13 protein-coding genes are annotated in these 13,795 nt (G+C 28.5%); 8 read left to right on the forward strand and 5 right to left on the reverse strand.

The annotated features are described in order from the left end of the window. Window positions 1–107: 107 nt before the first annotated feature. Window positions 108–1,673 carry an apolipoprotein N-acyltransferase gene (lnt, locus tag QIA21_RS01785; protein ID WP_301392914.1) on the forward strand — a complete coding sequence of 522 codons (1,566 nt, stop codon included), beginning with the start codon at window positions 108–110 and terminating at the stop codon, window positions 1,671–1,673. Here lnt and QIA21_RS01790 read toward each other — a convergent pair. Next, window positions 1,613–2,383, reverse strand: coding sequence for a hypothetical protein (locus QIA21_RS01790; protein WP_301392915.1), 771 nt, complete (start codon window positions 2,381–2,383; stop codon window positions 1,613–1,615). The two genes, lnt and QIA21_RS01790, sit on opposite strands and share 61 nt — an antisense overlap. Before the next feature lie 64 nt (window positions 2,384–2,447). Then, window positions 2,448–3,050, reverse strand: coding sequence for a deoxynucleoside kinase (locus tag QIA21_RS01795; protein ID WP_200780487.1), 603 nt, complete (start codon window positions 3,048–3,050; stop codon window positions 2,448–2,450). Between the two features lie 398 nt (window positions 3,051–3,448). Here QIA21_RS01795 and QIA21_RS01800 point away from each other — a divergent pair, with 398 nt between their 5' ends. From QIA21_RS01800 to QIA21_RS01810, 3 genes are all read left to right on the forward strand, one after another. Further along, window positions 3,449–4,213, forward strand: coding sequence for an MIP/aquaporin family protein (locus QIA21_RS01800; RefSeq protein ID WP_091972709.1), 765 nt, complete (start codon window positions 3,449–3,451; stop codon window positions 4,211–4,213). Between the two features lie 37 nt (window positions 4,214–4,250). Then, on the forward strand, window positions 4,251–5,738 hold the full coding sequence (glpK, locus tag QIA21_RS01805; RefSeq protein ID WP_301392916.1) for a glycerol kinase GlpK: 1,488 nt from the start codon (window positions 4,251–4,253) through the stop codon (window positions 5,736–5,738). Window positions 5,739–6,019: 281 nt separating this feature from the next. Then, window positions 6,020–7,609: a glycerol-3-phosphate dehydrogenase/oxidase gene (locus QIA21_RS01810; RefSeq protein ID WP_301392917.1), complete on the forward strand. Its 1,590-nt coding sequence runs from the start codon at window positions 6,020–6,022 to the stop codon at window positions 7,607–7,609. Window positions 7,610–7,692: 83 nt separating this feature from the next. On the opposite strand, the gene QIA21_RS01815 is transcribed toward QIA21_RS01810, so the two are convergent. Genes QIA21_RS01815 through QIA21_RS01825 form a run of 3 tightly spaced genes read right to left on the reverse strand, consistent with a single transcriptional unit; the run spans window position 7,693 to window position 9,754 of the window. Continuing rightward, window positions 7,693–8,187, reverse strand: coding sequence for a YaaR family protein (locus QIA21_RS01815; protein WP_301392918.1), 495 nt, complete (start codon window positions 8,185–8,187; stop codon window positions 7,693–7,695). Beyond that, window positions 8,174–8,728: a bactofilin family protein gene (locus tag QIA21_RS01820; RefSeq protein WP_301392919.1), complete on the reverse strand. Its 555-nt coding sequence runs from the start codon at window positions 8,726–8,728 to the stop codon at window positions 8,174–8,176. The genes QIA21_RS01815 and QIA21_RS01820 overlap by 14 nt, the downstream gene beginning before the upstream one ends. Further along, window positions 8,729–9,754 carry a M23 family metallopeptidase gene (locus tag QIA21_RS01825; protein WP_301392920.1) on the reverse strand — a complete coding sequence of 342 codons (1,026 nt, stop codon included), beginning with the start codon at window positions 9,752–9,754 and terminating at the stop codon, window positions 8,729–8,731. Window positions 9,755–9,962: 208 nt separating this feature from the next. On the opposite strand from QIA21_RS01825, the gene rdgB reads away from it, so the two are divergent. From rdgB to QIA21_RS01845, 4 genes are all read left to right on the forward strand, one after another. Beyond that, complete coding sequence (gene rdgB, locus QIA21_RS01830; RefSeq protein ID WP_301392921.1) at window positions 9,963–10,568, forward strand: RdgB/HAM1 family non-canonical purine NTP pyrophosphatase; 606 nt, start codon at window positions 9,963–9,965, stop codon at window positions 10,566–10,568. Window positions 10,569–10,688: 120 nt separating this feature from the next. Then, window positions 10,689–12,461 (forward strand): oligoendopeptidase F, encoded by a 1,773-nt coding sequence (gene pepF, locus QIA21_RS01835; RefSeq protein ID WP_301392922.1) that lies wholly within the window; start codon window positions 10,689–10,691, stop codon window positions 12,459–12,461. A gap of 13 nt (window positions 12,462–12,474) precedes the next feature. Continuing rightward, on the forward strand, window positions 12,475–13,179 hold the full coding sequence (gene pcsA, locus QIA21_RS01840) for a phosphatidylcholine synthase (RefSeq protein ID WP_301392923.1): 705 nt from the start codon (window positions 12,475–12,477) through the stop codon (window positions 13,177–13,179). After that, window positions 13,176–13,787 (forward strand): DedA family protein, encoded by a 612-nt coding sequence (locus tag QIA21_RS01845; protein WP_091972686.1) that lies wholly within the window; start codon window positions 13,176–13,178, stop codon window positions 13,785–13,787. The genes pcsA and QIA21_RS01845 overlap by 4 nt, the downstream gene beginning before the upstream one ends. The last annotated feature ends 8 nt before the right edge of the window (window positions 13,788–13,795 follow it).

The raw sequence follows: 13,795 nt of genomic DNA on the forward strand, positions 1-13,795 counted from the left end.
TTTTCAAAAATAACACAAAAAAATCAATGCTATCATTTAAAATTATTAATGATAGTGTTAAATATATTACATTATTATATTATTAATAATAGTAAAAAAGAGGAAAAATGAAAACTAGATACTTTTGCCTAGCCGCATTTTCAGGAATTCTTACAACACTTGCAATTCCAAATGAAATTAAAGAAACCGGATATTCAGCACTAGGATTTATTGCTTATGTGCCGCTTTTTATAGCCTTAAACAAACTAAAAGATAAAAAAACATTAATAGGATTGACAGTGTTTTACTTCATAATAGCCAACAGTTTGCAAAATTTTTGGCTTGGATTTTTTCATGCATTTGGATGGATTACATTCATAGGAGTGGTAATAGGATACATTCCATATTCATTAACTTTAGGTTATTTTCTTTATTACTCTTTAAAAAACTTTAAAAATAAGACAATAACAATAGCAATACTTTTTACATTTTATGATTACTCAAGATCAATTGGATTTTTAGCATATCCCTGGGGACTTGCAGCTTTCACTGTAAATAACTTTAGCAACTTAATTCAAGTAGCAGATATTTTCGGTGTATTTTTTGTATCATTTGTAGTCTACTTTTTAAACTCGGGAATTGCAGACTTTTTAATCCATAAAAACAAAACAAATTTACTAAACATAATATTTCCAATACTATTAATAACAACATCTTTTACTTACGGAATGATTAAAAAGACAGAACTAAAAGACTTATTGTCAAAAGAAATAGATAGTCTAAACATTGCAGCTATTCAACTCAATACTGATCCATGGTTGCCTGGAAATGACAAAAAAGGAATAAGTGATTCTATTGAAATTACAAAACAAGCCTTAAAAGAAAATCCAAAAATAGAATTTGTAATCTGGAGTGAAGGGGTGCTAACTTATCCTTTTAGCAAAGAAGACCAATACTTTAAAAACTATGATTTGCATAATGAACTTAAAAGCTTTATAAAAGAGCGAAAAATCCCATTTGCCATTGGGGCTCCCTCAAATATTGAAAAAACTATAAAAATCCAACAAAATTCTATTTATATGGTAGATCCAAACCTTAACATTACAAACATATACTCTAAAATATTCTTGGTCCCTTTTGCAGAAAAAATTCCGTTTTACGAATATGAATTTGTAAGAAACTTTTTTTTAAAAAATTTTAGAATACTGGGGCAACTTGAAGGTAATAAAATTGAAATATTGAAATTGAAAAAATTTAAATTTGCTCCCTTAATATGCTATGACGACGCATTTCCAGAACTTTCAAGGTTTTATAAAATCCAAGGCGCTAATACATTACTAAATTTTTCAAACGACTCTTGGTCAAAAACAAATTCAGCAGAATGGCAACACTTTGTTGTGGCTAAATTTAGAAGCATTGAAAATGGAATCAAAACCATTAGAGCTACAAACTCAGGAATTACTGCAATCATCAACGAATATGGAGAAATCATTAAAAGATTAGAAACTTTTACAAAAGGCTACTTATTATCAACCGTAAAATTGTCTCCAACATTTACAACTATCTATGAAAAAATTGGAGACTTGTTTATAAATATATTAATGATAATGTTTTTAATTACAACACTAAGATTTCACTCTATGGAAGACAAAAACCAATTATTATCATCCTCTTTAGTAAAAATTAAAGTCTGACGCTCTTTCCAAAATGGAAAATTTTTAGTAACATCATTGTTTTTGGCATTCACATTAACAACAAAAGAAGTATCGTTGGATTTTAAAATTTTCAAAGACTTTAAATCGTAATAATCATCAACTGATAAATACTCTAACTCATCAGCATTAACCTTAGATGAAGCACTTGACAAAGCTGATATAAAATCATATTTTGATTCAAATTGACCCATAACATTAACTTTCTCTGCAATAACAGAGGCAAACAAATCAAAGTTTTGAGAAATTAAAGCTCTTGCAAACTTTCCAAATTGAAACTTAATAATTTTATCTTGATTTTTACTTCTCTCTCTTTGAGCAATGTATTCTATTTTAGGAGCATTTGTAAAATCATTGATTTCTATTTTTTCATGCACTATTCCAGGTATCTCCTCAAGCTTAACATCCTCAAGCATAACAACCTTGGAATTGTCATCCTTAATCCTAGCATCAAGTTCTTTAACTGCAAGCTTGATATCAACTCCCTTTTTCAAGTCTGGATAAATTTTTAAAGCTTTTGATTGGAAAAGCTTTCCCTTTTTAACTTTACCAACGTTTATATACCTTTGGCCAACCTCATAATAAAAAATAGCAAGCTCTTTTTGCTTATCAATATAAGAAGAACTACCTTGAGCAAACAAATTCAAAAAAACATAAGAACATAAAAAATACAGAAGAAATAATCTTCTCATAAGAACCTCCATTAACACTCAACCTTTAAAATAAAACAAAAGAATGTCAATCTACTAAAAGTAATTATAGTACAAGTTTATCTCTAATTAAAGAAATCACTTTATTCTTATCTTCTTCATTAAAAATATTTATATCATCATAAGAAAATTTTATCTTTGAAGACAAACTGTATTCATCGTACCACTTCAAATATTTTTTATTAAGACCTTCAAGATAATCTCTGGGAATATTCATTTCAAAGCTTCTATTTCTATTTTTAATTCTGCGTTCAACCTCATCAATACTGCAATCAAGATAAACAAGCAAACTTGGTTGCTGAGAATGTTCAAGCATATTACCAAGAAGATCAACATATATTTTATACTCCTCATCAGAGATATACCCATCGCAATTTAAAAGAGACGCAAATACACAATCACCATAAATAGATCTGTCAAGTATGCCTCCTTTTGTTCTAAACACTCCTTTTATTAACTTAAACCTCTCATTAAGAAAATTAATTTGAACTGGAAATGCCCATCTGGATTTATCCTTATAAAATTTATCTAATACGGACAAAGTAAAATCATTATTCAGTTCACTGTAAAAAGGAACTTCTAACTCCTTTGATAAAATATTTCCAAGAGTAGTTTTTCCTACCCCAATTAACCCTTCTATTACAATCACCAAGTCTACCTCCAAAAATAACTTCAATAATTCGAATATAAGCTAAAAAATTGCTAAATCATAAAACCTAATTAATCAAAAAAATCCAATGTAAAAATTTTAATATAAAATAAAAAATCCTTAAACAAATTTAAGGAAAGAAATCAATAAATTATAAATTAAAAACTTTAATTTATTGACATTAATCTTAATTAAAAATAATATATTAAATATAAATATTTATTTCAAGAATAATTAAAAATATTAATTATTCTTGAAATAAAATGGCTAAAATATAAAAATTCTAGCCATTTTATAAAAACACAATGAAATTTGATTTAAAATCAATACATTCGATTTTAAAAATTAAAACTTTTTAAGAAAAAAATAAAATTGATATAAAAATGAGGAGATAAAATATGAATTATACAAAATTCCAAGAATTTATATCGGAATTCTTAGGAACATTTATCCTATTAGCTCTAGGAACTGGATCTGTTGCAATGACAGTATTATTTCCTTCAAATCCCGAAATAGCAGGAGAAATAATAAAAGGGGGATATACAAATATTGTATTTGGATGGGGAATGGGTGTAACATTTGGCATTTATACATCAGCAAGAATTAGTGGGGCACATCTAAATCCAGCTGTCAGCATAGGATTAGCAAGTATTGGAAAATTTCCCGTTTCAAAACTTTTTCATTACATTGTAGCGCAAATATTAGGAGCATTTACAGGCGCATTAATGACACTTGTCGTATTTTATCCTAAATGGATAGAAATAGATCCAGGCCTAGAAAATACTCAAGGCATAATGGCAACTTTCCCTGCAATTCCTGGATTTTTGCCTGGATTTATTGATCAAGTTTTTGGAACTTTTTTGCTAATGTTTTTAATTTCTGTTGTTGGAGATTTTGTAAAAAAACACAATGACAATCCATTTCTTCCATTCATTACAGGAGCATTGGTTTTGGCAATAGGAATAAGTTTTGGGGGAATGAATGGCTATGCCATTAATCCTGCAAGAGACCTGGGACCAAGAATTTTACTCTTATTTGCTGGATTTAAAAATCATGGCTTTGACAACCTAAGTATATTTATTGTGCCAATAATTGGCCCAATAATTGGGGCAATCTTGGGCGCTATAATTTACGAATTTACACTAAAAAATAACAAAGGTTAAAAGATATTTATCCTTGTTGAAACAAAAAGGAAAAATTATGAAATACATTTTATCTATTGATCAAGGTACTACTAGCTCAAGAGCAATAGTATTTGATAAAAATGCAAACATAAAAGGGTTTGCTGAAAAGGAATTCACTCAAATTTATCCACAACCAAGTTGGGTGGAACATGATCCTACTGAAATATGGAGTTCACAACTTGGAGTCATAACAGAAGCTCTTGCAAATTCAAGAATTTTGCCAAATGCAGTTGATGCTATTGGAATAACTAATCAAAGAGAAACTACAGTTATATGGGAAAAAAATACAGGAAAACCTATTTACAATGCAATAGTATGGCAAGATAGAAGAACTTCAAAAATTTGTGACCAATTAACACAAGAGGGAAAAGACAAAATTATTTTGGAAAAAACAGGCTTAGTACTAGATTCATATTTTAGCGGGACAAAAATACTGTGGATCCTAGATAATGTAGAAGGTGCCAGACAAAAAGCTGAAAATGGTGAATTATGCTTTGGAACAATAGATACATGGCTACTATGGAATCTAACTCAAAAAAAAGTACATGCAACCGATTATTCTAATGCTTCAAGAACATTATTGTTAAATATAAAAACATTAGAATGGGATGATGAACTTTTAAGCATATTAAATATTCCAAAAGCAATTTTACCCGAACTTAAAGAGAGTTCTACAATATATGGTAAAACAGACACATCGCTATTTGGAGTAGAAATTCCTATTGCAGGAATTGCCGGTGATCAATTTGCAGCAACATTTGGACAAGCTTGTCTTAAAAAAGGTATGGCTAAAAACACATATGGAACTGGCTGCTTTGTAACAGTAAATATAGGTAAAGAACCAATTATTAACCATGAAAAGCTTTTAACTTCAATTGCATGGGGAAGAAAAAAATCTGTAACTTATGTTCTTGAAGGAAGTGTTTTTATTGGTGGAGCCGTAATCCAGTGGCTAAGAGATGGCCTTGAACTTTTCAGAAAAAGCTCAGATGCAGAATCATTGGCAAGCTCTGCTTCAGATAATGGGGGGGTTTATTTTGTACCAGCATTTGTTGGACTTGGTGCACCTCATTGGGATTCTTATGCAAGAGGAACAATTATCGGAATAACAAGAGGATCAACAAAAGCTCATATCACAAGGGCCGCTCTTGAGAGCATCGCATTTCAAAGCTTTGACATACTAAATACCATGAAAAAATCTGTTCCCAACTTTGAAATTCAAGAATTAAGAGTAGACGGGAAAGCAAGTCAAAACAATCTGTTAATGCAATTTCAAGCTGATCTTTTAGGGTGTAAAGTTGTAAGACCAAAAATAACAGAAACAACCGCTCTTGGAGCTGCTTATCTTGCGGGGCTTGCATCGGGTTATTGGCAAAGTGCTGAAGAAATAATAAGCCTTTGGCAAGTAGATAAGATATTTGAACCTTCAATGCCAAAAAATCAAAAAGAAAATCTTCTTGAGAATTGGAACAAAGCAATCGAAAGGTCAAAATCTTGGGTATAAAACTCTCACGGTCTATAAAAGTTCAAAACAAGGCTTTAAAGATCATAACAAAATATACTGGAGAAAAAATTATGTACAATTTATTTAATTTTTTAAAACTAAAACAATATATAGTAAAAATGCCTGGTAAGCAAATCAATCGATTATACGAACAGCTCTTAATTAAATTTTTTAATCGATGTCTAATTGCTTTATAGCGCTACTTAATGAAATTAAAACAAATGGTTTTTGCAAATTTCTAAAATCTAGCACTTAATTAAAAAGAAAAGAAATTAACTAAAATGGAGGAATATTCAAATTTCATGAATTATAACAAAGAAACAAAATTAAAAGATCTTGAAAATCAAGAATTTGATCTAATAATAATTGGGGGGGGCGCAACAGGTCTTGGTATTGCAGTAGACGCAATCACAAGAGGATACAAGACAATGCTTGTAGAAAAATTTGATTACGCAAAAGGAACTTCCTCTAGATCAAGCAAATTAATTCACGGTGGAGTAAGATATTTGGCTCAATGGAATATTTCTTTAGTTAAAGAAGCTTTACACGAAAAAGCCATTCTTGAGAAAAATGCACCTCATTTAATTAACGAATGTGCATTCATTACTCCTATTTATAATATTTTAAAAATACCTTATTATTATTTTGGATTAAGTTATTACCACAATCTTATGGGCAAAGAAAAAACTGCCAAATATAAAACTAAATTACTATCCAAAGCATCTACCATTAAAAAAGCCTCCAATATTAAAACAGAAGGCCTTAAATGCTCTGTTCTATATTACGATGATTCATTCGATGATGCTAGAATGGCAATAACATTATTAAGAACTTTTACCGAAAAAGGGGGCATTGCCTTTAACTATACAGAGCTTAAAAAATTCAGCAAGGAAAACGGAAAGCTTTCAGGGGTTATTATACAAAATACATTGTCAAAAGAAGAAATTTCATTAAAAAGTAAATGTATAATAAACGCAACAGGAATATTTTCAGATGAAATAAGAAGATTAGATGATGAAAAAGCTTTAAACATTATCAAACCTTCCCAAGGTAGCCATTTGATAATCAAAAAAGACAAATTCCCCAAAAATCATGCAATATTAATACCTAAAACTAGTGACAATAGAATTTTATTCGCTATTCCTTGGTATGATAGTGTTGTTTGCGGAAGCACCGACATTTCAATAAAAGATATAGAAGCAGAACCTGAGAGATTTGATGAAGAGATTGACTTTATAATAAATAATTTAAACAACTATTTAAATATTAAAATAGAAAAATCGGATATAAAAAGCGTATATACTGGAATAAGACCCTTAATAATAGATCCAAAAGCTAAGGGCAACACTTCAAAAATTTCAAGAAATGAAAAAATATTTATATCAAATTCAAACCTTATTACAATAGCGGGAGGAAAATATACTACATATAGAAAAATGGCAGAAAAAACCTTGCTTAAGGCCATAGAAAAAAATTTAATACCAAGTTATACATCAACTACAAAAGATTTAAAGTTACACGGTTATCTTGAAAAAGAAGAAGTAATAAAAATTCCTGAACCTTTTAAAGCTTATGGTAGTGACTTTGAAATTCTAAAAAATATGGAAGGGTTTGACAAAAAGATACACGAAGACTTGGATTTAAATGAAGCTCAAATAGCTTTTTCAATTGAATTTGAGCAAGCCAAAACTATTGACGATGTTTTAGCAAGAAGAACAAGATCGTTACCTTTAAATCCTCAAGCTACAATTGAAGCTGCTCCAAGAGTTGCTGAAATAATGATGAAAAAATTAAATAAATCTGAAGAGTGGAAAAATGAACAAATAAAAACCTTTTTAGAAATAAGTAAAAAATATTTAATTGCAAATTAAATATTTTTGCTATTAAATAAAGGGATTGCTTGACAATCCCTTTTAATTTAAAATTAAAAGCATTTTAAAAGTTTAAACCTAACTCACATTAGTAAATTAACAAGCAAACCTTGAATCTCTTCAATGCTGTCTAAAAGTTTAATCTGAGTCATTTGATTTTGTAAAACAGAATAGGCAAGTTTGTCTAACTTATCGTTAATAATCTTAATAATTCTATACTTAGGACGCTTAGGATCTCCTAAACTGCCCCCTTTTTGTTCTTTCAAACAAACAGAAGATGATATAATCATGGATATAAACTCTGAAATAACTTTTTTGTAAAAAATCACATTTTGCCTGGAAGGCTCACTCAAAAGTCTCTCGCCAATTTCGTTAATTCCATCTAACATATCTTTAATCAAATCAAGATTAAATTCACCATTTTCAAGCAAAATAAAACGCTTATCCTCTTTAACACTTTCAATCTGAAATACCGAAGAAAAAACATTGCTTTTGTCAAAAAATACTTTTTTGCCACCTTTTTTATAATCTTTTGAACTAAGATTTAACGCTCCCGCAATCAAATTATTTACTTTCATCTATTTTGCTCATAACACTTGAAAAATATTTATCATCTTCACCTTCTAAAGGTTGCAAAGATTTTTTTTCTTCTTGATGCTCTTTATTGATTTCAATCAAAAGATCTTCATTAACCTTATAAGAACCAGTATAAAAAAATGTATTTCTTTCAGGGACTCTAAGATATTCAGCACCAATATCCATATACCCATCAATAATAGCTCCTTCTTCAACTTCAATCGACTTACAAGAAATATTTCCAATAACACATCCTGATGCGAATATTTTAATTTTGCTTTTAGCATAAATATTGCCAACAACCATTCCAGAAATAACAAGCTCATTAGCATCAATACTAGACTTAACTCTCCCACTCTCTCCAATAATTACTCTTTTTGTAGAACTAATAGTGCCCATAAAATCGCCATCAAGTCGAATAAAATTATTTGAAACTAAATCTCCCTTAAAAAAATCACCAACACCCACTATTGTTTTTATTTCATCAAAAAGAAACAAAGATGATGCTTTTGTTTCTTTTTTAGCAGTCAAAAAATTTAACATCTACTTCGAAACTCCTGTTGCTAAATTTAAATACATATCGGGATTAATAACTTGAGAACCTACACGAACTTCATAATGAACATGTGGGCCTGTTGCATAACCTGTTTGCCCCATAAATCCAATTATCTGCCCCTTTTTAACATAAGCCCCTTTAGAAGTATTAAGACGCGACATATGTGCATAAAGCGTTGCAAGTCCATACTTATGCTTAATTTGAACAAAATTACCATAGCCTGCTGACTGATAACTTGCCCTAACAACCTCTCCATCAGCAGTTGCAACAATGGGAGTCCCAATTCTAACTCCTCCAAGATCTATGCCTTTATGGATGTACCACTGCCTGGTAAAAGGTTCAATAGCGGGGCCAAAATGCAAAGTAATAATTCCAGATCCACCTGCAAGGGGCCAAAGAGAAGGAATATCATTTAAAAGTTTATCCTGAGCATGCAAAACCTTGACTATGCTTTTAAGTGGAGGAATTGAACTTTCTATTTTGCTTTTAATATTTTTAAGATCGCTAAGTTCTTTTATTGAATTAGCTTCTAAAATTTGCAAATCAATAAAATCAGAAAGGTCTCCATCTTGTTTATTTTTATTTAAATCAACGCTACTAGAATTAATTTTTAAAGAGGTTTTAAGCTCATCTAAAATTTTGGAAAAATTTTTTGCAACAGAATTAATTTCCACAACTGTATTTCTAAAATCTTCAATCTCAGATTCTGCTAAAGAGTAATTTTTCTCTGTGGATTTCACAATTGATGAGAGAGTAACATAATTAACAGCAAGCAAAACAAACCCTATAAAACCACCTAAAAAAAATATAGAAAAGAAAAATAAAGTCAAAAAAGAAATTTTAATATTTTTTACATTCCCTTTAACATGAGGAATAACCATAAAGCTAATATTTTGCTTTAAAAAAGAATGTATAATTTTAAGGGCTACAAAAAAAGAATTATAAATAGCCAAAAAAAACTTGAAAATTCCCTTAAAACCTAAAATAATCTTGAATTTAATTCTTTTTTTCATGTCAAACCTTACTAAAAAATACCAAGCTCAAACAAAAAAATTAAAAATTTATTTTAATACCTTAGACAACAATACAAATTTTTTTCGGTAAAAACCTGGTACAAAAATACTCAACAAATAAACATAATTACATAATTATTAAAGAAAATAATACTTAAAACTAATATGATTATACAATTAAATTCACAAATACTTTACTATTATATAAATGAAAACACTATTTTTTGCAACAACAAATGAAAATAAAATAAATGAAGTAAAAAATATATTGAATATACCCAATTTAAACTTAATAGTCCCTCAAAACTTTAACATAAAAGAAACAGGAAAAACATTTAAAGAAAACTCTTTGCTCAAAGCAAAAGCGCTGTTTGAAATTTTAAATAAAAAACAAAATGTTTTTGGAGAGGATTCTGGGTTATGCATTGAAGCGCTAAACTTGGAACCTGGAATTTACTCTAAAAGATATGACACTTATAAACTGTGTAAAAAATTAAACACTAATGAAAAAAATCAACTTATTTTAGACTTAATGAAAAATGAAAAAAATAGAAAAGCATATTTTATATGCAACATAAGCTATATATCAAAAAATAGACAAATATCAAATTTTAAAGGAATTATTAAAGGAAAAATTGCCTTAAGCTTAAATAGTGATAAAAACCATGGATTTGGTTATGATTCAATATTTTTAACTAAAAATAATAAAAAGCTTAGCGATTTAAAACTTGAAGAAAAAAATAAAATATCCCATCGAGGAATAGCATTTTTAAAATTTAAAAAATTTTTATTAGAATCTTTATTCAACAGTTAAACTTAAAGGCTTTTTATATATAAAGTTTAGACTTTATTGTAAAATAAAAGGCACAATGTTTATAAAGTTTCAATGTACTATTTCTTTCCAAACAATGAAGAAAAGGAAGAGGAGAATTTAGTGATAAATAGAAATGAAATCAATGAGAATGATAAATGGGATTTATCTTTTCTATTTGCAAATGAAGAAGAATATGTAAAAGCAGTCAATGATATTGAAATTAAAACCAAAGAATTTAAAAAATATGAAAAATTGGAATTAAATTTCGATTTATTTAAAGAAACTTTAAATAAATACTATAAAATTATGGAAGATTTAGAGAAAGTCTCTTACTATGCAATGCTTCAATTAGAAACAGATGTAACCAACAAAGATTCAAATAAAATATATTCTATATGTGTCAATTTAGCTACAAAAGTATCTAATACCACCTCATTCTTCATGCCCAAAATACTAAAAACAGATGCAAAAAAAATTCAAGCTTGGATAACTGCACCTGAGCTTAAAGACAAAAAAATTGCAATTGAAAAAATACTAAAAGAAAAAAAACATATTTTAAGCGAACAAGAAGAAGAAATACTTGCTAACTACACCCCTCTTTACTCATCTTATCAAAACATATTCTCAGCATTAACAAATGCTGATATGGAATTCGGAGAAATTAATGGGCACACTTTAACCAATTCAACCTATACACTATTTTTACAAAACGAAGATCAAAAAATACGAAAAGAAGCCTTTTTGAAATTTTATCAAAAATACAAAAACAATGAAAATACACTTGCTAATCTTATTATTTCAGACTTTAAGAAAAATCATTTCATTGCAAAGACAAGAAAATTTGAAAATACCTTTTCAATGCAACTATTTTCAAATAACATTGACAAAAAAGTTTATACAAATTTAATAGAAACTGTAAATGAAAATTTATCTGCTCTTAATGACTATTATGAATTTAGAAAAAAAGCTTTAAACCAAGAATATCTACATCATTACGATGTTTACGTGCCATTAACAAAAGGAATAACATTTAAAAATTCTTTTGAAGAAGCTTGTGAAAAAATATTAAAATCTTTAAAGATACTGGGAAACGAATATACAGAAATCTTAAGAAGCGGTCTTTTAAAAGAAAGATGGGTTGATAAATACGAGAATACCGGAAAAAGATCAGGAGCTTTTAGCGCCGGATCATATAATGGGAAACCTTATATACTTCTTAATTACAAAGACGAATCAATAAGAGATATGTTTACGCTTGCACACGAAGCGGGACATTCAATGCACTCTTACTTTAGCATAAAAAACAATCCATTTCCTCATTATAATTATTCCATTTTTGAAGCAGAAATAGCATCAATAATTAACGAACAAATATTAGCAGAATATTTGCTTAAAAACGAAACAGATACTAAAAAAATAAAATATATAAAACTCATACAAATTGATGACATGGTTTCAACATTCTTTCGACAAACAATGTTTGCTGAATTTGAGTACATTATTCATGAAATGATTAGTAAAGAAAAACCTATAGTAAAAGAAACACTAACGGAAACTTATATGAATTTGCTAAAAAAGTACTTTGGACCTAGTCTAAAATTTGACGAATTAAGTCCCCTTGAATGCCTTAGGATTCCTCACTTTTATTCACCCTTTTATGTATATCAGTATGCTACAGGAATTGCAGCCGCTTTATCAATATACAAAGACATTAAAGAAAATAAAAAAGATGCGGTAGAAAATTATATAAAATTTTTAAAAACAGGTGGTTCTAAATATCCATTAGATTCCTTAAATATTACTGGAGTAGATTTAACAAAAAAAGCACCAATAGAAAATGTTATTAACATTTTCAAATGTAGACTTGAAGAGATAAAGAAAATATTCCAATAAAAGGAGATTTACTGTGAAAAATATCAATTTGATTTTAGCTTGGCTTGTACATACTTTTACAGCATCTGGATTGATTGTAGGACTTTACTCAATAATTTCAATTGTAAATGGTGATTATTCTCTTCTTTTAAAGTTAACAGTAATAGGGCTTATAATAGACGGAATTGACGGAACTATGGCAAGAAAGCTTAAGGTAAAGGAATTAATACCTGAAATTGATGGTACTCTACTTGATAACATTACAGACTATATAAACTATACATTCATACCCGTTATATTTTTTTATTTGGGAGAATTCATTGCAGAAAAATATAAAATCGCCATTTGTATTGGAATTTTATTCTCATCAGCATATCAATTCTCAAGAACAGATGCAAAAACAAATGATAACTACTTTAGAGGATTTCCTTCTCTATGGAATATCTTTGTAATATTAAACATAATCTTTAAAATAGGACAAATAACAAATCTTATTACGATATCAATATGCATTATTCTAAGCTTTATCCCAATAAAGTTTATTTACCCATCAAAAACTAAAGAATTAAGGAAAATTACCATACCAATAACAATAATAAGCTGCCTAATATTTGCTGTATCGATATTTTTAAAGTTACCCGCAACAGCATTAAAAATAGCAAAAACTGTTCTCATTGTTTACTTTGCATATTTAACTTTAGCAAGCATATATTTAACTTATAAAACAAGAAATAGATGACAACAATGTATATAAACAAAATAATAGAATCCATTGATTCAAACATAGCTTATTCCCCAATAGTATTTTTTTCTTTGCTAATTTTAGCAGGTCTTAATGTTCCTATTTCTGAGGATGCAATAGTACTAATGGGTGGAATTTTATCTAGTCGAAAAAATGAATATACTCTATTAATATTTTTAGGAATTTTTTGGGGAGCCTATCTTGGAGACATAATATCTTTTTACATTGGAAAATTAATGGGAAATAAACTGTTTAAAAATAAAAAAGACAACAACCTGCTTGACAAAATAAATTACTATTATGGTCAATACGGAGTATTAACTTTATTCATAGGAAGGTTTATACCCTTTGGAGTTAGAAACGCAATATTTATATCAGCAGGAATGGGAAATATGAAATCGAATCTATTCATTGTTTCTGACTTTTTTGCAACGTTGCTCTCAATAATGATTTACTTTACCCTAAGCTTTAAACTAGGACAATCATTTGAAGTAATATTTTCAAAAATAAAAATAATCATATTTGCAATATTTATTACAGTAACAACAACAATAATAATATGCATAATTAAAAAAAATAAAAAAGTTGACAAGAATTTAAAATAAAAAATATA

It is taken from the genome of Borreliella japonica (assembly GCF_030438115.2).
In the GTDB taxonomy this organism is placed as follows: Bacteria; Spirochaetota; Spirochaetia; order Borreliales; family Borreliaceae; genus Borreliella; species Borreliella japonica.